The following is a 22922-nucleotide window of genomic DNA, read 5'->3' as shown; positions in this document are numbered from 1 at the left end:
GGTGAGTCATCTGCTGGAGGCGCGGGGGCTGGTCAAGACCTACAGCAGCCCGGTGGAGACGATCCGGGCGGTCGACGGCGTCACGTTGACCCTCTCGGATGGCGAGTTCGTCTGCCTGTATGGCGCCAGCGGGTCGGGGAAGTCGACTCTGCTCCATCTGCTCGCTGGCTTGATCGAGCCGGATGAGGGGTCGGTGCTGGTCGACGGCACCGAACTCCGCAGCGCAGACGTCAAGGGCGCGGCCGAGGCACGGCTGCGGCGAATTGGCGTTGTTTTCCAGGGTGACAATCTGCTCGCCGAGTTGTCCGCCTGGGAGAACGTAGCGCTTCCCTTGGAGGTCTCCGGAGTCAAGGCGGGGGAGGCCAGGCGCGACGCGGAGGAGACTCTTGCCCTGGTCGGTCTTGCCGGGCTGGCCGACCGTCGTCCAGCGGAGATGTCCGGCGGGCAGCGCCAGCGGGTCGGGATCGCCCGAGCGCTAGTCGGCGGTCGCCGTGTGCTCCTGGCCGACGAGCCGACAGGATCCCTGGACTCGACCAACTCCCGAGCGCTCTTCGAGCTCCTCGCGCAACTTGCTGAGGCAGGTAGAGCGGTGCTGGTCGCCTCCCACGATCCGAACTGCCGGAACTACGCGAGCAGGTCCATCGAGATGGTCGACGGCCACTTCGAGGGTGCCGAGGTCGGGGCGGCAGGGAGCTGATGCGGCCGTCGTTCGGATTGCGGCTCTCGGCTCGACTGGCCAGGGACCGCCGCAAGTGGGGGGCCGCGGCCGTCGTAGGCGTGGCGGCGTTGGTGGTGACCACTGCCTATCTGGTCCTGCAGAGCCTCGTCGTGTCTCCCGGTCAGGCGCTGGATCGCGACCTGGGTAGGTATGGCGCCAGCATCGGATTCGGCACCCCTGCCATCAAGCCGGGCACCGACGGGCTGGCGACCCTCTCCGACGGCCTGCGTTCCGCGGGCTTCACCAACTTCTTCGCATCCCTCTCGGTGATGGGGGTCCACCTGGACGGGGTCAGGGTGGACGTGCGGGAGGGGGACTGGTCCCAGAAGCCCTACCCGCGCCGCTATCTCTTGCAGGAGGGTGAGTGGGCCGACCAGCCCGGCGAGGTGACGGTGGCTATGCGTGACCCGGAGAGGGCTCCCGCGATCGGCGCTCGAGTGTCGCTCCTCAGCGCGCGGATGGACTTGACGGTGGTCGGGGTGGCCGACTGTCCTTTCGCCGGGGACACGACCATCTACTTGATCGGCAGCGGCACCTGGGCGAGTGTCCCGCCGACGACTGCTCGGGCGTTCCCGGATGTCGAGGCCCTGCCTGTGGTCTTGTGGGACGGCACCAGAGTCGGCGAGATGGTGGACACGTTCGCTGCGGCGCACCCCCAGCGGGCGCCGGTGCGTCGCTCACTCGTGAGACAGTCCATGTTCGGCGCGGCCGATGTGGTGGACGATAGCCGCGACGACGCGGCGGATGGAGGCAACCCCTATGCCTACGCGATCCCCTCGCTCAGCCTGCCGGCGCTGGCCGTGGTGTTGTGGCTGGGATTGCTGTGGCGCAAGCTCCTCGGGAACCGTCGCCAACTGATCGACGTCGGTGTGCCTCCCCGCGCCGCCGCCGGAGTGACCCTGGGTGCCACCTTTCCATCTCTCGTCTTGGCGCTGCTCGCCGGCGTCGGTATCGGCACCGCTGTCGCCGCTGTGACCAGGCCGCTCGTGGAGACGTGGCACAAGGAGCCGCTATCTCCCCTGGTCTGGCCGTGGGATCCGCTGCTCAGGTGCGGCGTGGTGGCCATGGCCGGCCTGGTGGCGGCGTTCGCGGGGCTGTGGCGGTGGCGCACGGGGTCTGTGTCGGCCCGGAGACGCACGCGCCGGGGTCGACCCAGGACCGGCAGACTGATTCGAGAGATCCGTCGCTGGGTCGCGGTGCTGGGATTCCTCGGCATCGTGGCCGCGCTTCCATTCGCCTCATCAGTCACCGCTTCGATGCTGCTCGCCGCCGCCAGCGTGCTGCTAGGCGCCGCACTCGCCCCAGACGCACTCGCCGCAGTGACTCGGATGCTCCCGAACGACGACTTCCGGCTGCGGCTGGGCGGCCGGCAACTGCGATCCTCCGGGCCGGCATCGGCCGGTGTCTCGGTGATCGCTGCCACCGTCGGCTGCTCGATCGCCTTCACCATCCTGCTCAGCACCATGATCGCCACGATGGACTCCCGACAGACCCCGGATGTGCTGCCGGGCCAGGTGATCATCTACAGCCCTGACGGGGGAATGCACGCCCCCTCGTCACCCGAGGCACTGCAGACCTTGAGATCGCTGCATCTCGAGGACCGTGCAGAGGCGGTCCAGCTTCGCTTTCTGAGTCCCGAGGACCACGACAAGCACCATGTCGTCGTCGCGAACGACGAGGAATATGTGATGGCGGTCGACAGCGTCGATCAGGCGGCGGCACTGCTCGGCGACGCCTGGGAAGACCGGTTCGGGAGCGTGCTGCGCGCGGGTGGCCTGGTTCGCTGGCTCAACCGCGCCGAGGGAGAGACGGCAGCCCCAGGGGATGCCACCGTTGCGCTCACCCTCGAGGGGCGACGAAGGCCGCTGGCTGAACTGAAGGCGCTGAGTGTTGACTGGCCACGAGTGGACTGGGCACGAGGCGTGGCCGGAATGACCCTGACCTCGACCGCGCGGAGCCACGACCTCCCGCTCAGCGAGGGGGAGCTGATCCTCACCAGCGCCCCGGACTCGCTGGCGTCCGAGATCCAGGCCGCCCTGCGCGACGCGGGCCTGGACGAGCAACTGGTCGCTGGCTACCAGAAACCACCGCCGCCCATCCCGCCGACGGGCTTGGCCGCCACCGCCGTGCTCCTCGCCGTGACGGCGCTGTTGATGATCACGATCAGCGCAGCCGGCCGGGTCGCAGAGCTGCGGCCGATCATGGGCGTGCTCCTCGCCAACGGCGTGCCCCCGAGATGGATCCGTCAGTGCGTCCTCTACCAGGAGGCGATGATCCTGCTCATTGGTCTCGGAGTCGGCGTCCTCTCCGGGGTGCTCCCCGTGTTGGCGTCGGTGCCGCGGTTCGAGGGCTACTGGGTCATCTCGCTGCCCGGGAGCCAGATTGCCGCGCTCCTCACCGCGTGCGTGCTCGGCACGGCGGCCGCGGCGCTCCTGGCGGCGCGAGCCTTGAGGCCGGAGCTACATGGCAGTCCGGAGGCGTGACCACGTGATCCCCGTGGTCAACTACAGATTCAGCGACCGGGAGCCGGCCGAGCCGTAGCGGCGGCTGCGATTGGTGCCGATCGTGGCCCCGTCGGAGCTCGCCTTCTTGGCCGGTGCGCGCTTGGTGGCGGCCTTCTTGGCTGGCGCTTTCTTCGCAGCCGTCTTGTTGGCGGGCGCCTTGGCAGCGGCCGTCTTCTTGGCTGGCGCCTTCTTCGCGGGGGCCTTGGCTGGCGCCTTCTTCGCGGCCGCCCTCTTCGTGGAAGCCTTCGTGGCCGGCGTCTTCTTGGCCGACGCTTTCGTGGCAGCAGCGGCCTTCTTGGTGGAGGTCCTCTTGGCGGGGACTGCCTGGCCGTCCCATTGGGCCATCCACTCGTCGAGCGCGCGCCAGGTGGTGTCCCTGGCGGCCCGGCCGGTGAGCATGCCGAGGTGGCCGCCGGGCACGATCTCGAAGCGCACCTCCCGGGAGCCGGTCAGCATCGGGAGGAGGACCTCGACCGAGCGGACCGGGGCGATGCCGTCGGTCGCCCCCGCGAACACCAGCACGGGCGCGGTGATGTCGGCGACCGAGATGGTCCGTCCCGACAGCTCCAACTGGCCGCTGCGCAGCGCGTTGCCCTTCACGAAGCGGTGGTAGAGCTGGCCGAAGGTGCGGCCGGGATAGGCGGTCATGTTCCGGGTGAACCGATCCACCGCCTCGAGCTGGGCGAGGTAGTCGCGATCGTCGAGGTTCACCGCGACGGCGAGCGGCTTGGTGAGCAGCTTCTGGATCGAGGCGAGCTGGAAGGCCCAGGTGACCAGCGGCGTCGGCGCTCCGCCGATCGCGCGGTAGGCGCGGGTGATCGCGCCGCGGCCGTCGGTGAGGTTGAGCAGCGGCCGCAGCGGCGCGACCAGGGGGACCTGCTGCACGTCGAACGGTGTCCCCACCGCGGTCACGCTCGCGATCGGCAGATCGGACTGGTCCGCCGCCGCGAGCAACCCGAAGACCCCGCCCAGCGACCAGCCGACCACGTGCACCGGCCGGCCACCCGCGTGCGCCGAGGTCTCCCGGATAGCGGCAGGAATGACCTCGTCGATCCAATGCTCCATGCCCAGCCGGCGGTCGGCGAAGGAGATCTGGCCATACTCCACCAGATAGGTCGGCCGGCCCTGCTGCACCAGGTGCTCGACCAGCGAGCAACCGCGGCGCAGGTCGAAGCAGTACGACGGCGCGGCGAGCGGCATCACCAAGAGGACGGGATCGCCGCTCGACGAGACCCCCTCGGCGGGCCGGTAGTGGTAGAGCTCGCGCCGCGTCCCGTCGTAGATCAGGTTCCGAGGCATCGGGCGCAGATCGGCCAGACCGCCGTACATCACCGAATGAGCCACATTGGCGGCCGCCGACACGACCTGACCGGGCTTGGGGATCAGATCCATGTGCCCAAACTAACCGCGACTAGCTGCGGTCTCCTCGACGGGCACGGCGCTGAGCTGCCCGAGGAACGTGTCAGCCCAGTGTTTGACGTCGTGCTCCATCACCTGGCGCCGCATCGCTCGCATCCGTCGGGTCTGGTCGCGAGCCGTGGCGCGGCTGGCAGCGAGGAGCACCGACTTCAAGCCGTTCATGTCGTGCGGGTTGACCAGCCACGCCTGCCGCAGCTCGTGGGCCGCTCCGGCGAACTCCGACAACACCAGCGCGCCGTCTTCTTCGACGCGGCAGGCGACGTACTCCTTCGCCACCAGGTTCATGCCGTCGCGGTACGGCGTGACGACCATGACGTCGGCCGCCCGATAGAGCGCGGCCATCTCCTCGCGGGGGTAGGAGGAGTGCAGATAGGAGATCGCCGGGTTGCCGATCTCGCCGTACACCCCGTTGATCCGCCCCACCAACATGTCGATCTCGTCGCGCAGGCGGCGATACTCCTCGACCCGTTCCCGGGACGGAGTGGCGACCTGGACGAAGACGGCGTCCTCGACCGTCAGGTCGCCGTCGCGGAGCAGTTCGCCGAATGCCCGCAGCCGGGCGTAGATGCCCTTGGTGTAGTCCAGCCGGTCGATGCCCAAGAACACATGCTCCGGCGACCCGAGCGCCTCCCGGATCTCCTTCGCCCGCTCCTCCACCCCGGGTGTGCGGGCCAGCTCCTCGAAGCCGGCGGCATCGATCGAGATCGGGAAGGAGCGCGCCCGGACCACCCGGCCGTCGGGCAGATAGATGCTCGAGCTCTTCGTGCGGTGGCCGACTCGCTGCCGCACGAGGCGGACGAAGTTCGCCGCGCCGCCGGGGGTCTGGAAGCCGATCAGGTCGGCGCCGAGCAGTCCCTCCAGGATCTGGCGCCGCCAGGGGAGCTGCACGAACAGCTCGGTCGGCGGGAAGGGGATGTGCAGGTAGAAGCCGATCCGCAGGTCCGGCCGCAGCTCGCGCAGCATCTGCGGCACCAGTTGCAGCTGGTAGTCCTGCACCCACACCGTCGAGCCCTCCGTCGCGACCTGTGCGGCACGCTCGGCGAAGCGCCGATTCACCCGCACGTAGGAGTCCCACCACTCACGGTGGAACTGCGGCGGCGCCACCACGTCGTGGTAGAGCGGCCAGAGGGTCGCGTTCGAGAAGCCCTCGTAGAACTCCTCGATCTCCTGGTCGTCGAGTTGGACGGGCACCAGGTGTACGCCGTCCCGCTCGAAGGGCTCGATGTGGTCGGTTCCGCCAGCCCAGCCGATCCAGGCGCCTCCGCTGGCGCGCAACACCGGCTCCAGCGCGGTGACCAGGCCACCAGGTGAGGTCCGCCAGGACTGGGCGCCGTCGGGCTCGGTCACCCGGTCGACGGGCAGCCGATTGGCCACGATGACCAGGTCGGCCTGGAGGTCGTCGGCCGGCTGTCCCGAGGAGGCAGTCGTCACGACCTCAGCCTACGTGCCGCCGCGTCGCGACTCGCGCCGGGCGAAACGCCTCGGCGAATGACACTGGTGTAGTTCGTCGCATACAGTAGAGGTCCGACACCACCACACCACACGGGAGCACTGCTGCGATGGATGCCGCGCACGCCGCCGTCGGCCGGGCCTCTGAACAGCCGAGGCTCAGCGACCGCGACCTGGAGATCTTGGAGTTCGAGCGGCAGTGGTGGAAGTACGCCGGCGCCAAGGAGTCCGCGGTCCGCGAGAAGTTCGACATGAGCTCGACCCGCTACTACCAGGTGCTCAACGCGTTGATCGACAAGCCGGAGGCGCTCGAGGCCGACCCGCTCCTGGTTCGTCGGCTGCGCCGACTGCGCGCCACCCGCCAGCGGCAGCGCTCCGCGCGGCGGCTCGGCTTCGAGATCTAGGTGGCCCTGGTGCCGGGCCGGCGGGGGGCTGTTCGGAGTCGCATGCGGCGGCTCCGCGACGAGCGAGGCGCAGCCTTGCCCTCGCCCGTCGTCATGCTCACCGTCATCGCGGTGGCGATGGCCGGTCTTGCCTTCGTGCTCACCCGACACCAGGCCCCGACCGAGCGAGAGATCACCCCGGTCGCTGCCCCGTCGTCCTCCACGTCGCAGAGTGAGCAGCGGGCCAGGAAGCAGAGGCCGAAGAAGCCCGCCATCCACCGCGACCGGATCTATGTCGAGGTCTACAACAACTCCGGCATCACCGGCCTCGCCGGCAAGGTCGCCGCCCAGGCCCAGCGGATCGGCTGGCAGGTCGTCGGGTCCGACAACTGGTACGGCACCATCCCCGCCTCCACGATCTACTACCCCAAGCGCCTCCAGACCGAGGCCAAGCAGCTCGGGCTCGACCTGGGCATCCGCCGCCTCCAGCCGGCCGTCGCCCCGATGAAGATGGATCGACTCACCGTCATCCTCACCTCCGACGCCGCCTGAGCTCAGCCTTGCCCCGGTGGTGCGGGGTTGTGGTGCGCTCGCGGGTTGCGGCCCTCCCTCCCCGTCCGAGCCGCAGGAGCGCGACCACACCGCAACCCCGCCGCGTCCGGACCCGGACCGTCACGAACGGCGCGTCAGCGGCGAACCTCCAGGACCCGGTGGAAGGGGGTCTCGGCTGCGGAGCGGAAGTGGGTGAAGCCTGCGGACGTGGTGACCTCGCGGATGCGGGCCGGACCGGCTTGGGTGCCGAGCGCGCGGCCGACCTCTTGGGACAGTGAAGCAGGGGTGCAGAGCAGGGTGGAGAAGCCGTAGTAGGCGCGTCCGACCGGGTTGAGGTTGTCCTCGACCTGGTCCCCGGCCATCGGTTCCACGATCATCCAGGTGCCGTCGGGCCGCAGCATGTCGTGGATGTGCCGAGCGGCCCCGACCGGGTCGCCCATGTCGTGCAGGCAGTCGAACATGGTGACGATGTCGAACGGCTCACCGTCGAACCCCTGCGCCGAGGCCACCTCGAAGGTGACTCGGTCGGAGACCCCTGCTTCGTCCGCACGCTGCCGGGCGACATCGATGGACGCGGGGTGGTAGTCGGACCCGACGAACCTCGACTGCGGGAAGGCTTGGGCCATCAGGATCGTCGACGCCCCGTGGCCACACCCCACGTCGGCCACGCGCGCGCCCTGGCGCAGTTGCGCGTCGAGGCCGACGGCGGGCAGCCAGCTGTCGACCAGATAGGCCTGGTACGACGGCCGGAAGAACCGCTCGCATCCCAGGTGCACGTCCGCGTTGTGCTCGTGCCAGCCGATGCCCGAACCCTGTCGGGCGGCCAGTGCCACTGCTCGCGAGTCGCTGACGGTGCCGAGGGCAATCTGGAAGAGGCCGGGTAGGTAGGCCGGGCTGGACTCGTCGGTGAGCGCGACCGCCTGCTCGGGTGGGAGGGAGTAGCGGCCGGTGGTGCCGTCGTACTCCACGAACGCGCCAGCCGCCTGGGCGTTGAGCCATTCGCGGGCATAGGGCACCGCGGTGTTCGTCGCCGTGGCCAGCTCCTCGGGTGTGCTTGGCCCGTCGGCGGCCAGGGTGCGGTAGTAGCCCAGCGTGTCGCCGAGGACGACGAGGGCCGCGTTGAGGGTTGCGCCGACCTCGTCGACGGCACGGAAGACAAAGGACATCAGCTTCTGCTCGTCCAGTGGCGTGGTCTCGGTCGTAGTCATGGTGGCCGCCTTTCGGTCGATGGAGCCGCCACGCTAGGCAGAGAAAAGCATTAGCGAACAGGGCAATCACTACACTCTGATAAGTGAAACTTATGCGATCTCTGCCGGCGCTGCGAGTGCTGTGTGCCGTTTCCGCGGAAGGTAGCTTCTCGGCGGCGGCCGCATCCCTCGCGATCACCCAGTCCGCGGTGAGTCAGCACGTGGCGGCGTTGGAGCGCCACGTGGGGGTCGAACTGGTGGTTCGAGGCCTGCGTCCCGTCGAGCTGACACCAGCCGGTCAGGTGCTGGTCGCCCACGGGCAGGCCATGGTGGCACGGATGGCCGCAGCCGAGCGTGAGCTCGACGAGGTCATCGGCCGCGGCAGCCGACAGCTGCGGTTGGGCAGCTTCCCCACCGCGCTGGCGACCTTCGTGCCCCGGGCGATCGCGCGGCTTCGGAGCCAGCAGCCGGCGGTGACGGTGTCCATCACCGACGACCACATGCAGGGCCTCCTCCCGCGGCTGCACCGGCGTGAGCTGGATCTGGCCGTGGTCTTCGCCGGTCGGGAGCTCGGGTCGGAGCCGGTGGGAGACGACCTGGTGGCAGTGCCGCTGTTCACCGACCGCTACCGAGTCCTGCTCCCGCTCTCCCATCGGCTGGCGGCCCGAGACCGGGACCCCGCCGTGCGAGAGCTGAAGGCGGACACCTGGGTCGGGGGTGGCTCCCGCAGCTCGTGGTTCGTCCCCGTCCGAGACGTCTGCCGGTCACAGGGCTTCGAGCCTCGCGTCTCCTTGACCTCCGACGACTACCTCGCTGTGCAGGCGTTCGTCGCAGCCGGGCTCGGCGTCGCGGTCGTGCCCGGGCTGGCCGCGGCGCGGCACGTCGCGGGGGTGCGGGTCAGGGGGCTGCGTGGCGTTGCTCCGGCGCGACACGTCGGCGTCGCTCATCCCGACAGCCCACTGGTCCCACCCACGACCGCCGCGTTCGTGCAGGCGGTCAGGGCTGCCACTGCCGGCCGGCGGCGGGCGCCGCGGGACGCACTCGCGGCAGCACCTCGGTGACCAGACGATGCAGTTGGGCGACCTCGTCGCGCACCGGCCAGAAGTAGACGCGCGAGCAGCCGCTGGCGGCGTACCTGCTGAGCAGGTCGGCACACCGCTCTGGCGTCCCGACAGATACCCGTCCGGCCAGCTCCTGCGGATCACGGCCCAGCGTCGGAGCCAATAGATCGTCTACGACCTGGCGTGCCTCGCGTTCGTCGTCGGTGATCCAAGTCCACATCGTCGCCAACGCTGCGGGGATCGCCTCGCGACCCCGGCGGGCAGCCTCCGTATCCAAGGTGTGCACCGCGTCGGCGAAGCGATCCGGGGTGGTGTTGTACGCCGACGCGAGCCACCCGTCTCCCAGCCGGGCCACCCGGCGCAGTCCAGCCGCCGAGCCCCAGCTGGCCAACCACAGCGGAATCGGCTCGGATGTGTTCCCCACCGGCCGGACCCCGTCGGGAAGCGGGCCACCCCACGAGGCCGGCACCGGTCCACCCCGGAGCAGGTCACGCATGACCGCGATCGCCTCGTCGAACCTGGTGAACCGTTCGTCGAAGGGAGTCCGGGCCAGCGCGAAGTCGGTCGGTGAGGATCCCGGACCCAACCCCGCCACGACGCGACCAGGAGCCAGAGCAGCGAGACCGGCGAAGGTCGCGGCCAGCTGTGCCGGCCCCCGCAGCACCGGGAGCGCGACGGTCGTGGCGAGCTCGAGCCCATCGACGTCGCGGGCGACGGCTGCGAGCAACGTCGGCCCGTCCAGCCAGGGCCGCGAGAACGCCAGGTGATCGTTGGCGGAGACAGCAGCGAGGCCAAGATCCCGGGCCGCAGCGGCGACCTCGACGACACGATCGACCCGCGGGACCGTGCCATTGAGGCCCATCTGGGGCAGGTGAACCGCCGCCTGCATGAGATTGACTCTGCCATAGCCACGAGGTGCGGTGAGTGGGCGTGGGACGCCGCGGGGGTTGCGGTGCGGTCGCGCTCCTGCGGCTCGGACGGGGAGGGAGGCCCCCGCCAGGGCGTGGATGGGCCTGGCCCCCCGGAGCGAGCGCCAGCGAGCGGAGGGGTGGTTGCCCGGCGGGGGCCTCCCTCCCCGGCAGGGCCGCAACCCGCGAGCACACCGCAAACCCCCGGTCGGTCCGCTAGCTGGGCTGGCTGGCTGGCTCAGTGGGTGGCGGCGTCCTGGGTGAGTTGGCGGAGGAGGGCGACGACTCCGGGTGGTCCTGGCACGACGACGTCGGCACGGTCGCGGAGGGCCGACTCCTCGTCCGAGGCGGAGCAGACGAGCAGGGTCGGCATGCCCTGGGCGCGGAACTCTTCGACGGCGGCGTAGGCCTCGAGGTCTCCCAGGTCGTCGCCTCCGAAGCAGAGGGCCTCGGCGCCCACCTCGGCGACCAGCGAGCGCAACACGTCACCCTTGTCCATGCCGGGAGCACGCACCTCGATCACCGCCCGGCCTGGCTCGACGGCGAGCCCGTTGTTGCGGGCCAGCTCGCTGACCGGACCGACCAGGCGGTCGAGGGTGCCTTGCGGGTCGGCCAAACGACGGGTGTGGATCGCCACGGCGAGGCCCTTGTCCTCGACGAACGCGTCGGCGGCCTCGGCCCGGCGAAGCACGCTGCCGATGTCCGCCTCGAAGGAGGCGAGACCATGCGGTGGGCGGGGCGAGACGATGCGCCGGGCAGCCGAGCTCCACCGCTCGTTGCCGTAGTGGCCGAAGACGAACAGTTCGCGTCCCAGAGCGCTCAGGGCATCGCCCACCTCGTCGAGCCGGCCGAGCGAGAGGGCCTGGCGGGCGGGGCGCCCGGTCACCACGGCCAGCGCTCGGACGTACGGCGCCAAGCCGATCAGCGCCGCTGGTGCATCGGGGTGGCTGTAGGCCTGGGTAGGGTCGTCGACGATGGGCGCGAGCGTGCCGTCCATGTCGAGGCCGACCACGGCCTGGGAAGCGGCGGCCACGAAGGCGTCGTACCGCTCTCGCGCGGCTACCGAGGTGAACTCCACGTGCCTCATCCCATCATGTCCATATCGTGGATATGGAGTACGCATCGTGAGACGGCTGGAACTAGGCTGAGCGCAGCTCATCACGAGGGACCGAGGGAACGGCCCGACGACGTCCCGGCAACCGCCACGAGCCTCCCGCGTCACCGACGCGGACGTGGAGACGGTGCCAAATCCGGCCCACGGCGATCGACGCCGAGGGATAGATGAGGAGGAGGAATCCCCATGAGCGCCGTGCTGGTCGACGACTGTCCCACCGGGAGCGAGGCCGTCCGAGCCGAGGGCCTGCGCGACGGTGCGTTCGGCTACGCCACCGGGCTGACCTGTCGCGAGTGCGGCAACCGGCGCGAGCTCGGGCCGCACTACGCCTGCCCCGAGTGCTTCGGGCCGCTAGAGGTCTCCTACGACTTCCCGGCGATCACTCGTGAGCAGATCGAGGCCGGGCCACCGAACATCTGGCGCTACCAGGCGCTGCTGCCGGTGCCGACCGACATCACGGAGAGCCCCAACACCGAGCCGGGCTTCACCCGCCTGCTGCAGGCGGACAACCTGGGAGCCGCGCTGGGCATCGATCGGCTCTGGGTCAAGGACGACTCCACCAACCCCACCCACTCCTTCAAGGATCGCGTCGTCGCGTGCGCCCTGTCTGCCGCGCGTGAGCTGGATGCGAAGGTCTTCGCCTGTCCCTCGACCGGCAACCTCGCCAACGCGGTCGCGGCCGCCGGCGCCCGGGCCGGCATCAAGACGGTCGTGTTCATCCCGAGCAACCTCGAGCAGCCCAAGCAGATCAACTCCGCGGTCTACACCGAGCAGTTGGTGGCGGTGAACGGCACGTACGACGACGTCAATCGACTCGCCTCGGAGATCGCCGGCGAGGAGGAAGGGTGGGCGTTCGTCAACGTCAACGTCCGCCCGTTCTACGCCGAGGGCTCCAAGACGCTCGGCTACGAGATCGCCGAGCAGCTCGGTTGGCGGCTGCCCGACCAGGTCGTCATCCCGGTGGCGTCCGGCTCCCAGTTGACCAAGGTCGACAAGGCCTTCCAGGAGTTGATCGCGCTTGGCCTGGTCGAGGACAAGCCCTACAAGATCTACGGCGCCCAGGCGACCGGTTGTTCGCCAGTCTCCGCCGCCTTCAAAGAGGGCCACCAGGTCATCCGCCCGGTGAAGCCGGACACCATCGCCAAGTCGTTGGCGATCGGCAACCCCGCCGACGGGCCGTACGTCCTCGACATCTGCCGCCGCACCGGCGGAGCGGTGGAGGACATCACCGACGACGAGGTCCGTGACGGCATCATCCTGCTGGCCCGCACCGAGGGGATCTTCACCGAGACGGCGGGCGGCACCACCGTCGGCTGCCTGAAGAAGCTGGTCGAGACCGGCCAGCTCGACCCGACTCTCGAGACCGTCGTGATCAACACCGGCATGGGTCTGAAGACCCTCGACGCGGTCTCCGACCGGGTCGGCCCGGCCGCCGTGATCGAGCCGTCGTACGCCGCCTTCGCCGCCACCGACATCGCCTGAGTCACCTACCCGTCGAGCCACAGGAGAGCACCCGTGAGTGTCAGCGTCCGCATCCCGACCATCCTGCGCAGCTACACCGGCGGTGAGTCCGAGGTGAGTGCCGATGGGGGCACCGTGGCCGAGGTGCTCGACGACCTGGAGGCCCGGTTCGTCGGGATCCGGGAGCGGATCCTGGACGAGTCGGGGGCGATTCGCCGGTTCGTGAACGTCTATGTCGGCAACGACGACGTCCGCTTCCTCGACGACCTCGCCACGGGCACGCCGGACGGCACCAAGATCTCGATCATCCCGGCGGTGGCCGGCGGCTGACCCCGCCCGTCGCCGTACCCTGGCGGCGTGGAGCACTCCTATCTGCTGCGGCTCACCTGGCAGGGCAACCGCGGTGCGGGGACCAATGGCTACCGGGACTACGGGCGTGAGGTGCTGCTGGAGTCGGACGGCAAGCCGGCCATCGACGGCTCGGCGGACAAGCCGTTCCGCGGTGACCCCGCGAGGTGGAACCCGGAGGAGATGCTGGTCGCCGCGTTGGGCCAGTGCCATCTGTTGAGCTACCTGCATATCGCGGTGGTGAACGACGTGGTCGTGACGGCGTACTCCGACGAGCCCGTCGGCACCATGACCCAAGAGGGCATCGGTGGTCGCTTCACCCGGGTCCTGCTGCGGCCCCAGGTCACGGTGGCGTCTCCCGACATGGTCGAGACCGCCCGCCGGATCCACCACGACGCCCACGAGGCCTGCTTCATCGCCGCCTCGGTCAACTTCCCCGTCGACATCGAGCCCGTTGTCACCGTGGCGCCGGGCTCCCGGGGCTGATGGCTGAGCCGCGGGCTGGCGCTCGGGTGAGTGTGCCGGCGGGCTGACCAGGCAGCGATCGGACACGCAGCGCTCGGTGTCCTTGTCGATTGCCGGGTTGCTGGTGATCGGGGGTTGCGTCCGACAGGGCAGCAACCGGGAGAGCGGTGCTCGGCTTGCGGCTGCGCTGCCGGTTGCTGGTCGCTGGTGGCCCCTGGGAACGCAGCAGATGATGAGCTCCGGGATGGGGCCACCGACTGGCCGCAAACGACATCCCGGATCGCGGTTTCGTTGCCGTTTGGGCCCAAACCGCAACACCACGACCCCAGGAGCCCCTCTCCCGCGCCCTGGTGGGCCGAGCAGCCCTCTTCCGCGGTGCTGTGGTGGCCCCGACCTGTCTCCCGCGGTGCTGTAGTGGGTTGGGACCCGGTATACGGGGCACTTTGCCACCACAAGACCGCGGCAGACGCAAGAAGACCGCGGCAGACGCCCATCGGCACCGCGAGAGCCGAGCAGCACCAGCGACCCGGACAGCAACCCCAGCCGCCGGCCACCTGATCCCGTCGCTGCTGTCGGCCAGCACCACCGGCAAACCCGCAACCCGGGGCAAGCACCTGCGACCCACGGCGACGCAATCGGCCAGCGACCTGGGTCAGCGGCGCGCGATGTCGATCAGGGCGGCGTCGCCGCGGCCGTCGATGCGGACCCGAGCGACGGCGTCGCCCGCGGCGACCAACTTCTCGAAGGCGGCGGCCTTGTCTTGCGGGAGGAAGTAGCTGTCGATGCCGCAGTCCAGCGACCAGCCGCTGTCGTGGCAGCGTAGATAGGGTCCCGCGTCCGGACGCTCGGTGGCGATCTCGTCGGTGCGCCAGACACCGTTGTCCTCGACCAGGTTCAGGTAGACGGTGCCCGCCTCCCGCTTGCTGTCGCCGGCTCGGTTGTCACGCGGGTCCAGATCGGGATAGGCCAAGGCGACGTAGGCGCCACGGAAAGGGTCGATCGGATCGACGAGTTGCACCCGGAACAGATACTCCTCGCCGGTCGCCCTGGCCGAGAGCTGGGGGAGGACGGCGACTCCGACCAGCAGCAGTTGGGCGAGTACGACGACGGTGACGCGGAGTGGAGTCCTCATCGGGCTTCCCCTTCCAACGATGCGACGAGCTCTCGTCGGGCTCGGTCGGCGGCGAAGCCAGTGGCCAGGAAGATCAGGCCGAGCAGGACGAACAGCCAGGCGCCCTCCATGATCCGGGCGAACACCGCGAAGCTCTGGAAGGTGGTGAAGACGACCAGCGCCGCCGTCGCCAGTGCGGTGAGTCGCCAGGAGTCGTGCAGCACGCCTAGCGCCGCCACGCCTGCGGAGACCACGACGTAGACCACGACGGCCAGAGCGGCATGCAGCCAGTCACCCAGGGTGACCTGGGACTCCTCGGCGGGTGGCTGCCACAGGGCCAGCACCACGGCGACCAGGCCGACGGCGAGAGCGGCCACCGGTTCGAGCGCGGTGCGGTCGGAGGCGAGCACGGCGCTCGCGACCGCCGCCAGCACCGCCACTACGACGCCGACCAGGAGGACGGCCGACGGGTGCCAGCTGTCGCCGTCCAGGCCTGGGATGGCAGAGGCGAAGAGCCCGACCAGGAGCAGTGCGGCGCCGGCCTCACGCCAGGCAGCCGCGAAGGAAGGCCAGAACCTCTGGTGCAGGGTGCCGAGCGCGACCCCGATCACACCGGCGGCCATCAGTGACATGACCAGCTGGGCCAAGCTCTCCACGTTGGTCGAGGTCTGCCAGATGAACCAGACGGTCAGCGCCACGATGCCGACGGTGAGTGGCATCTGGGTGCGCATCAGATAGGCATGCACGAGCGCGGCGGCTCCCCAGAGGCCGACCAGCTTCGGCTCGTAGGCCGGCACTTGCAGTGACTGCGCGGCCTGGAAGATGACGGCACCGATCAACAGAGCGGACAGCAGGCGGGCAGCGGCGACCACGGGCGAAGGGATGGTGCCGCTGTGCTCGCGCTGCGTCGCGAGCCACTCGCCGAGGACGGTGACCGCGATCCAGAAGGCCGCGACGACGAGGAAGCGAGCGATCGGGGGCAGCGAGTCGAGGTTGGACGCGACCAGCCAGATCAGGCCGGTCCCGACGAAGATCGAGCCCAAGGTGAGCACCAGCCCGGCGAGGCCGAACCTCCTCGAGGCCCGATAGCGACCCAGGATCGCGGTGGCCTGGTCACCGCTGACCAGTCCCTCGGCGGACCAGTGTCCGACTTCGGTGCGCAGCCAGTCGAGCGTGCGCGGGGTGACCGGATGAACGGTCATAGACGGTTGCGCAGGGGGTGGCCCCACGGGAGTGGTCGTCGACATGCTTCCATCGTGCTCCCCGCCAGACGCTCGTCATCAGTCGCGGGGCACTCAATCCTGACTGAGTATCCGTGCTCGGTCCCGCCGAGCGGTCAGGTGAGCCCGCTCGGCGCTGTTGTCGCAGAGGGTGAGCGCGGCGTCGTTTCTCCAGGTCTCCTCGTCGGTTGTCTGGCATCGAGTGTCAGCGCGGGCAGGGGCTCGGGCATGCATCGCCTCCGGGCTCCCAGGTCCGGGCTCCCAGGTCCGGGCTCGCAGGTCCGGGCTCGCAGGTCCGGGCTCCCAGGTCCGGGCGGTCAGCCGGCGTTCGCCCCGCTGGCGGGACCCCTTGCGTCGATTCTGGTTGCCCAGAGCGCGTCCGGACTGCCAGAACGGAGGTGACTATCCCGCCGGGAGACGGGCCGGCGTTTGCACTCGAAGGGTGCGAGTGCTAAACATGACGTTGGCACTCTCGGCAGGAGAGTGACAACTCACCGGACTGGGGAGTTGAGGCCAGCAGCGCCGGCGGGAAGGGTCTGTCGGGCGGCCTGGTCGTCCGTCGCGGGCAACGAGCCGGTCCTTCCCAAGTTTGCAGACCGTGAAGGAATCGCAGGAGCTATGCCGAAGCTGATTGCTTTCGACGAGGAGGCCCGGCGCGGGCTCGAGAGTGGCATGAACACCCTCGCAGACGCCGTCAAGGTCACCCTCGGCCCCAAGGGCCGCAACGTCGTGCTCGAGAAGAAGTGGGGCGCGCCCACCATCACCAACGATGGTGTGAGCATCGCCAAGGAGATCGAGCTCGAGGACCCCTACGAGAAGATCGGTGCCGAGCTGGTCAAGGAGGTCGCCAAGAAGACCGACGACGTCGCCGGCGACGGCACCACCACCGCCACCGTGCTCGCCCAGGCGATGGTCCGTGAGGGCCTGCGCAACGTGGCCGCCGGTGCCAACCCGATGGGCCTCAAGCGGGGCATCGAGAAGGCCGTCGAGGCCGTCTCGGAGCAGCTGCTGGCCGTCGCCAAGGACGTCGAGACCAAGGAGCAGATCGCCTCCACCGCCTCGATCTCGGCCGCCGACAGCACCGTCGGCGAGATCATCGCCGAGGCGATGGACAAGGTCGGCAAGGAAGGCGTCATCACCGTCGAGGAGTCCAACACCTTCGGGCTCGACCTCGAGCTCACCGAGGGGATGCGCTTCGACAAGGGCTACATCTCGGCGTACTTCGTCACCGACGCCGAGCGGATGGAGACCGTCCTCGAGGACCCCTACATCCTCATCGCCAACCAGAAGATCAGCTCGGTCAAGGACCTGCTGCCGCTGCTGGAGAAGGTCATGCAGTCCGGCAAGCCGCTGCTGATCATCGCCGAGGACGTCGACGGCGAGGCGCTGTCGACCCTGGTCGTCAACAAGATCCGGGGCACCTTCCGGTCCGTGGCCGTCAAGGCTCCGGGCTTCGGTGACCGCCGCAAGGCCATGCTGCAGGACATCGCGATCCTGACCGGCGGCCAGGTCATCTCCGAGGAGGTCGGCCTCAAGCTGGAGAGCACCGGCGTCGAGTTGCTCGGTCAGGCCCGCAAGGTGGTCATCACCAAGGACGAGACCACCATCGTCGAGGGCGCCGGCGACGGCGACCAGATCTCCGGCCGGGTGAACCAGATCCGTGCCGAGATCGAGAACTCCGACTCGGACTACGACCGTGAGAAGCTCCAGGAGCGTCTCGCCAAGCTGGCCGGCGGCGTGGCCGTCATCAAGGTCGGCGCGGCCACCGAGGTCGAGCTGAAGGAGCGCAAGCACCGCATCGAGGACGCCGTGCGCAACGCCAAGGCTGCCGTCGAGGAGGGCATCGTCGCCGGAGGCGGCGTCGCGCTGATCCAGGCCGCCGCCACCGCGTTCGAGAAGATCGACGTCGACGGTGACGAGGCCGTTGGCGCCGAGATCGTCCGCAAGGCGACCGAGGCTCCGCTCAAGCAGATCGCGGTCAACGCCGGCCTCGAGGGTGGCGTCATCGTGGAGAAGGTGCGCGGTCTGGAGGCCGGTCAGGGTCTCAATGCCGCCACCGGGGAGTACGTCGACATGGTGTCCGCCGGGATCATCGACCCGGCCAAGGTCACCCGTTCGGCGCTCCAGAACGCCGCGTCGATCGCCGCGCTGTTCCTCACCACCGAGGCCGTTGTGGCCGACAAGCCGGAGAAGGCTCCGGCCATGCCCGGCGGTGACGGCGGCATGGGCGGGATGGACTTCTGATCCACCCACTCGATCAACCGTGATAGGGCCCCGCTTCGGCGGGGCCCTGTTTCGTGTCTGGTGCGGGTCTGTGGGTCCTGAGGGTCAGGTAGACCGGGCACTTTGGCCCCACAGGGGCGCGGCAGACAGCACAGCCCCGCGGCAGACGGGCACCGGTCTGGACCACTGTGCGCGGATCCGGTTCCTGCCTCGTGTCCGGGTGGCGTTGCGCTGAGACACCGGCCGATCGACGTACCGTGGACCTAGTCGTGAACGAGACGTAGTCGCGGAGTGGGGATAGCGATGGGGTCGAGGGGGAGCTAGCGGCAGGCTGCTGGCGCTAGCCGCAGTCGGTCTGACGCTCGCCAGCTGCAGCAGCGACGGTGACGGGTCAGCTGCGGAGCCCGCTGCCACGACCACGGCGACCGTGATGGCGAAGCCCGTTGCCGGCCGGTGCGCCGCACCGTCGGCGGAGGGCCTGGCCAAGGCCGGCTTTGCCTTCGACGGAACGGTCACCGCTCTCACCGACGAAACGGCCACCCTCAAGGTCCGACACTGGTACGCCGGCGACGAGGCCGACGTGGTCGAGGTGCAGGCGCCGAGCGCCGACCTCGTCGGCCTGCTCCAGGTCGTCGATTTCAAGGAGGGCGACCGCTTCCTGGTGGCCGGACACGACAGCACTGTGCTGCCGTGCGGGTTGAGCGGTGCCTACTCCAGCGATCTTGCCGATCTCTACCAGCAGGCGTTCGGGGCATGAGCGTTGTCGGAGTGCTGCTCGCCGCCGGTGCCGGGCGCCGGATGGGCCGGCCGAAGGCGCTGATGCATGATCCCGATGGCACCTCCTGGCTGTTGCGGTCGGTGGCCACGCTCGACCGAGGCGGCTGCGACCAGGTCACGGTCGTGCTCGGTGCCGGAGCCGACGAGGCCGAGGCGATGCTCGCTGCGGTCCCGGTCGACGTGATCCTCGCCCCGGACTGGGCGAGTGGGATGGCGGCCTCCCTCCGCGCGGGCCTCGGCTTCCTCCGTGAGGGCGACGCCGCGGTGGTCAGCCTGGTCGACCTCCCCGATGTCGGCCCCGAGGTGGTGCGTCGGCTGATCGACTCCGGGGCGAGCCCCAGCGCGCTGGCGCGAGCGACGTACGACCGCGCGCCGGGGCATCCGGTCCTCCTCGGTCGCCAGCACTGGGCCGGCGTGCTGGCGTCGGCGACCGGCGACCGCGGCGCCCGGGACTACCTCGCCACTCATGAGCACCAACTGGTCGAATGCGGCGACCTGGCCACCGGCGTCGACGTGGACTCCCTGGTCTGACCCACCTCAGTACGATCACCTCCATGGCAGCCATCGCGGGCACCCCCCATCAGCCCGGCAGCCCGAGCGAGATCGCCGAGGCCCTGGGCACGACCGGCTATCTGTGCGACGAGGCGCTGGCGACGGTCACCTTCCTCGCGCTGCAGATGCAACGCCCGCTCCTGCTCGAGGGCGCGCCCGGGACGGGCAAGACCAGTCTGGCCGAGGCGATCGCGGGTGCCTGGGGCGTGCCGCTCGTCCGGCTGCAGTGCTACGAGGGCATCGACGCCACTCAGGCGCTCTACGACTGGGACTTCCCCCGCCAGATCCTGCACCTGCGCACACTGGAGGCGCTAGGCGGTGAGACCGATGTGGAGGAGACTGAGAAGAGCCTGTACGACGAGAGGTTCCTGCTCGCTCGTCCCGTCCTGCGTGCCCTTCGGGAGAGCCCGGCGGTGTTGTTGATCGACGAGGTCGACCGCGCGGACGACGAGTTCGAAGCCTTCCTCCTGGAGGTGCTGTCCACCTATCAGGTCACCATCCCGGAGTTGGGCACCGTTGCGACCGCCCAACCGCCGATGGTGGTGCTGACCTCCAACAGAACCAGGGAGCTGCACGACGCGCTGAAGCGACGCTGCCTCTACCACTGGATCGACCACCCTGGACTGGAGCGGGAGGTTGCCATCGTCCGGTCGCGGGTCCCCGAAGTCTCCGAGACGCTGGCACGACAGGTGGTGCACGCGGTGCAGCAGTTGAGAGACCGCGACGACCTGCTCAAGCCGCCGGGAGTGGCGGAGACCCTCGACTGGGTGCGCGCCCTCGAACGACTCGGCCGCACCGAGCTCGATCTCGAGACCGCCGCGGCCACCTTGGGTGCGATCGTGAAGTATCGCGAGGACACCGATCGGGTCAAGCACGCCCTCGACCGGCTGATGGCCGGCTGAATCCGGCGGCAGAGTCGGTCGGCAGGGGAGCTTCGAGTGGGCGCAAACGACATGTCCGGGGGCTCGGATGTTGCCGTTTGGGCCCAAACCGCAACCCTTCCGCACCCGATCGACGAGGTCCTGCTCGGCTTCGCCGAGGCCCTCCGGAGCGCCGGAGTCGCGGTCACCATGGACCGGTCCCAGGCGTGGCTCCAGGCAGCGGCGCTGGTCGAGGTGGGTGACCGCCAGGCCGTCTACTGGGCCGGACGGGCCACGCTGTGCTCGTGTCCCGACGACCTGGTCCGCTATGAGCAGGTCTTCGGTGCGTGGTTCGAGGCCAAGGAGGGCCTGCCCCGACCGGGACAGCGGCAGAGTCGCGCCGAGCTGGTCGCGGCGCCGCTCCCCGACGACGAGAGCGACGCGGCCGGCGCGGGTGACGACGACCCCGAGGCCGTGCATGCGCTGGCCAGCGCGACCGAGGTGCTCCGGCACCGTGACATCGCCGGGCTGACCGGCGCCCAGCGGGCCGTGCTCGCCTCGATGTTCGCGACCTTGGATCCCGCGTTGCCCACTCGACGCGCGCACCGGCGCACTCCCTCTCGGCGCGGACACGTCGATGCCGGCCGCACTCTGCGCCAGACCCTGCGGCGGATGGGGGAGCCGGGCCCGATCGCCCACCGCCGTCGAGGAATCAGACCGCGCCGCGTGGTGCTGTTGGTAGATGTGTCCGGATCGATGAGCAAGTACGCCGACGCGCTGGTCCGACTCGCGCACCGCTACGTCGTCGGTGCGCCGGGCCTTCCAGGCACCTCCGTCGAGGTGTTCACGACCGGCACCCGGCTGACCCGGATCACCCGCGCGCTGCGGCATCGAGACCCCGAGCGCGCCCTCATCGCCGCGGGGGAGACGGTGCCGGACTGGGCCGGGGGGACGCGGCTCGGCGAGAGCCTGAAGGCGTTTTCCGACCGCTGGGGACAACGCGGCATGGCGAGGGGCGCGGTGGTGGTGATCTTCAGTGACGGCTGGGAGCGCGGCGACCCCACCCTGCTTCGGGAGCAGATGGCGCGCCTGCGGCGGATGGCCCATCGCGTGGTCTGGGTCAATCCGCATCGAGGCAAGCCCGGATACGAGCCGGTGCAGTCCGGTGTGGTGGCCGCGCTGCCGTTCGTCGACGACTTCCTGGCCGGCCATTCGCTGGCCACCTTCGCCGAGCTCACGGAGGTGATTGCTCGTGCGTGACGTGCTGACCGAGCTGATGCGCTGGTGGCGAGCTGGCGACAGCGTCGGCGTCGGCACCGTCGTGGCAACCTTCCAGTCCGCCCCCCGCCCACCTGGGGCCTCGATGCTGGTCGGCCCCGACGGCCAGGCGGTCGGCTCGGTCTCCGGCGGATGCGTGGAGGGCGCCGTCTACGAGCTCGGCCAGCAGGTGCTCGACTCCGGGGTGCCCGTGCTGACGCGGTATGGCGTCTCCGACGACGACGCGTTCGCCGTCGGCCTCACCTGTGGCGGCATCCTGGACGTCTTCGTGGAGCGCATCGACCAGGAGTCCTTCCCCGAGCTCGGCGAGATCGCCGACGACATCGCGGCCGGTCGCCCGGTCGCCGTCGCCACCGTGATCGGTCACCCTGATCCCCAGTTGGTGGGACGGCGTCTGGTGGTCCGACCCGATGCTGCCAACAACGAGATGTCGCCCCGGCTGGGGAGTGAGCGGATCGACCAGGCGGTCTGGGACGACGCGCTCGGCCTGCTTGCGCTCGGACACAACGGCACGCTGAGCTATGGACCCGACGGAGAGCGGCGCGGCGAAGGGCTGCAGGTGTTCGTGTGGGCATTCGCGCCGAAGCCTCGGATGTTGGTCTTCGGGGCGATCGACTTCGCCGCCGCGGTGGCGAAGGTCGGCAGCTTCCTCGGCTATCAGGTCACGGTCTGCGATGCGCGACCGGTCTTTGCCACCCACTCTCGCTTTCCCGACGCTGACGAGGTCGTCGTGGAGTGGCCCCACCGCTACCTCGCGGCGCAGGCCGAGGCCCGACTATTGGACGGTCGGTCGGTCCTCTGCGTGCTCACCCACGACCCAAAGTTCGACGTACCCCTGCTGGAGGTGGCGCTGCGACTCCCCGATGTCGCCTACATCGGGGCGATGGGGTCCCGGCGCACGCACGACGATCGAGTGGCGCGGCTGCGCGAGGCCGGCCTCACCGACGAGGAACTGGCCCGGTTGGCCTCGCCGATCGGCCTGGACCTCGGTGCCCGGACGCCGGAGGAGACCGCGATCTCGATCGCGGCCGAGATCATCGGCCAGCGGTGGGGCGGCACCGGCCGCAACCTGGCGCAGACCGCCGGGCGCATCCACCACTGAACGGTGGACGGCGCCTGGCCCTCGATCCGATCTTTACATCTGGTCGACGAAGAGTTACGGTTACGTAGGCTACGAGACCGTAACTTGGTGAGCGACGGTCTCGCCGATGTGGTCCGACATGTGTCAGCGCGGCGATCCCGCTGGCGCTACGGGGGCGGACACGGGGGCCTGGGCCGGGGTCGGCAAGTGGGGTGCCGAACCCGGCCCACGGCCGCGACCTGGCCCGGTCG

21 protein-coding genes and 1 riboswitch are annotated in these 22922 nt (G+C 69.9%); of the genes, 14 read left to right on the top strand and 7 right to left on the bottom strand.

The window, feature by feature from the left end; genetic code table 11:
• The first annotated feature begins 1 nt into the window (after position 1).
• A complete protein-coding gene (locus tag QM714_RS09795) occupies positions 2-697 on the top strand; it encodes an ABC transporter ATP-binding protein (RefSeq protein WP_415099921.1) in 696 nt (231 codons plus the stop codon).
• Entirely contained in the window at positions 697-3201 is a 2505-nt protein-coding gene (locus QM714_RS09790; protein ID WP_415099919.1) for a hypothetical protein, read from the top strand. The genes QM714_RS09795 and QM714_RS09790 overlap by 1 nt, the downstream gene beginning before the upstream one ends.
• Positions 3202-3222: 21 nt before the next feature.
• Here the strand turns inward: QM714_RS09790 and QM714_RS09785 are convergent, their stop codons facing one another.
• Both QM714_RS09785 and QM714_RS09780 read right to left on the bottom strand, forming a co-directional pair.
• A complete protein-coding gene (locus QM714_RS09785; RefSeq protein ID WP_415099917.1) occupies positions 3223-4614 on the bottom strand; it encodes an alpha/beta fold hydrolase in 1392 nt (463 codons plus the stop codon).
• A 9-nt stretch (positions 4615-4623) separates the two neighbouring features.
• Positions 4624-6072, bottom strand: a complete 1449-nt coding sequence (locus QM714_RS09780) for an alpha,alpha-trehalose-phosphate synthase (UDP-forming) (RefSeq protein WP_415099915.1) — start codon at positions 6070-6072, stop codon at positions 4624-4626.
• A 128-nt stretch (positions 6073-6200) separates the two neighbouring features.
• Between QM714_RS09780 and QM714_RS09775 the strand changes: the two genes are divergently transcribed.
• Together QM714_RS09775 and QM714_RS09770 are read left to right on the top strand one after the other, a co-directional pair.
• Entirely contained in the window at positions 6201-6494 is a 294-nt protein-coding gene (locus QM714_RS09775; RefSeq protein ID WP_415099913.1) for a DUF3263 domain-containing protein, read from the top strand.
• Positions 6495-6569: 75 nt separating this feature from the next.
• On the top strand, positions 6570-7025 hold the full coding sequence (locus tag QM714_RS09770; RefSeq protein WP_415099911.1) for a LytR C-terminal domain-containing protein: 456 nt from the start codon (positions 6570-6572) through the stop codon (positions 7023-7025).
• Between the two features lie 134 nt (positions 7026-7159).
• Here the strand turns inward: QM714_RS09770 and QM714_RS09765 are convergent, their stop codons facing one another.
• Positions 7160-8233: a class I SAM-dependent methyltransferase gene (locus QM714_RS09765; protein WP_415099909.1), complete on the bottom strand. Its 1074-nt coding sequence runs from the start codon at positions 8231-8233 to the stop codon at positions 7160-7162.
• A 92-nt stretch (positions 8234-8325) separates the two neighbouring features.
• On the opposite strand from QM714_RS09765, the gene QM714_RS09760 reads away from it, so the two are divergent.
• The gene (locus QM714_RS09760) at positions 8326-9273 is read left to right on the top strand and encodes a LysR substrate-binding domain-containing protein (protein ID WP_415099907.1); all 948 of its coding nucleotides are present in this window, start codon (positions 8326-8328) and stop codon (positions 9271-9273) included.
• Here QM714_RS09760 and QM714_RS09755 read toward each other — a convergent pair.
• Positions 9209-10162 (bottom strand): LLM class flavin-dependent oxidoreductase, encoded by a 954-nt coding sequence (locus QM714_RS09755; protein WP_415099905.1) that lies wholly within the window; start codon positions 10160-10162, stop codon positions 9209-9211. The two genes, QM714_RS09760 and QM714_RS09755, sit on opposite strands and share 65 nt — an antisense overlap.
• 257 nt (positions 10163-10419) lie before the next feature.
• On the bottom strand, positions 10420-11268 hold the full coding sequence (gene otsB, locus QM714_RS09750) for a trehalose-phosphatase (protein ID WP_415099903.1): 849 nt from the start codon (positions 11266-11268) through the stop codon (positions 10420-10422).
• Between the two features lie 65 nt (positions 11269-11333).
• A riboswitch (SAM riboswitch) is annotated at positions 11334-11469 on the top strand.
• Positions 11470-11481: 12 nt separating this feature from the next.
• Here otsB and thrC point away from each other — a divergent pair.
• The 3 genes from thrC to QM714_RS09735 are packed head-to-tail and all read left to right on the top strand — an operon-like array spanning position 11482 to position 13590.
• On the top strand, positions 11482-12777 hold the full coding sequence (thrC, locus tag QM714_RS09745; protein ID WP_415099901.1) for a threonine synthase: 1296 nt from the start codon (positions 11482-11484) through the stop codon (positions 12775-12777).
• A gap of 33 nt (positions 12778-12810) precedes the next feature.
• On the top strand, positions 12811-13086 hold the full coding sequence (locus tag QM714_RS09740) for a MoaD/ThiS family protein (RefSeq protein ID WP_415099899.1): 276 nt from the start codon (positions 12811-12813) through the stop codon (positions 13084-13086).
• A 27-nt stretch (positions 13087-13113) separates the two neighbouring features.
• Complete coding sequence (locus QM714_RS09735) at positions 13114-13590, top strand: OsmC family protein (RefSeq protein ID WP_415099897.1); 477 nt, start codon at positions 13114-13116, stop codon at positions 13588-13590.
• A 631-nt stretch (positions 13591-14221) separates the two neighbouring features.
• Here QM714_RS09735 and QM714_RS09730 read toward each other — a convergent pair.
• Positions 14222-14701 (bottom strand): GDYXXLXY domain-containing protein, encoded by a 480-nt coding sequence (locus QM714_RS09730; protein WP_415099895.1) that lies wholly within the window; start codon positions 14699-14701, stop codon positions 14222-14224.
• A complete protein-coding gene (locus QM714_RS09725) occupies positions 14698-15882 on the bottom strand; it encodes a DUF2157 domain-containing protein (RefSeq protein ID WP_415099893.1) in 1185 nt (394 codons plus the stop codon). The genes QM714_RS09730 and QM714_RS09725 overlap by 4 nt, the downstream gene beginning before the upstream one ends.
• 636 nt (positions 15883-16518) lie before the next feature.
• Between QM714_RS09725 and groL the strand changes: the two genes are divergently transcribed.
• The 6 genes from groL to QM714_RS09695 all read left to right on the top strand — a co-directional run bounded on the left by groL (position 16519) and on the right by QM714_RS09695 (position 22692).
• Positions 16519-18144 carry a chaperonin GroEL gene (groL, locus tag QM714_RS09720; RefSeq protein ID WP_415099891.1) on the top strand — a complete coding sequence of 542 codons (1626 nt, stop codon included), beginning with the start codon at positions 16519-16521 and terminating at the stop codon, positions 18142-18144.
• Positions 18145-18553: 409 nt separating this feature from the next.
• Positions 18554-18880, top strand: a complete 327-nt coding sequence (locus QM714_RS09715; protein WP_415099889.1) for a hypothetical protein — start codon at positions 18554-18556, stop codon at positions 18878-18880.
• Positions 18877-19431, top strand: coding sequence for a nucleotidyltransferase family protein (locus QM714_RS09710; protein ID WP_415099887.1), 555 nt, complete (start codon positions 18877-18879; stop codon positions 19429-19431). The genes QM714_RS09715 and QM714_RS09710 overlap by 4 nt, the downstream gene beginning before the upstream one ends.
• Before the next feature lie 23 nt (positions 19432-19454).
• Positions 19455-20354, top strand: a complete 900-nt coding sequence (locus QM714_RS09705) for an AAA family ATPase (RefSeq protein ID WP_415099885.1) — start codon at positions 19455-19457, stop codon at positions 20352-20354.
• Positions 20355-20390: 36 nt separating this feature from the next.
• Complete coding sequence (locus QM714_RS09700; RefSeq protein WP_415099883.1) at positions 20391-21572, top strand: vWA domain-containing protein; 1182 nt, start codon at positions 20391-20393, stop codon at positions 21570-21572.
• Complete coding sequence (locus QM714_RS09695) at positions 21565-22692, top strand: XdhC family protein (RefSeq protein ID WP_415099881.1); 1128 nt, start codon at positions 21565-21567, stop codon at positions 22690-22692. Before QM714_RS09700 ends, QM714_RS09695 begins: the two co-directional genes overlap by 8 nt.
• Positions 22693-22922 lie beyond the last annotated feature (230 nt).

Source organism: Nocardioides sp., from assembly GCF_047602075.1.
GTDB lineage: Bacteria > Actinomycetota > Actinomycetes > Propionibacteriales > Nocardioidaceae > Nocardioides.
This window is presented reverse-complemented; position numbering and strand designations above follow the sequence as displayed.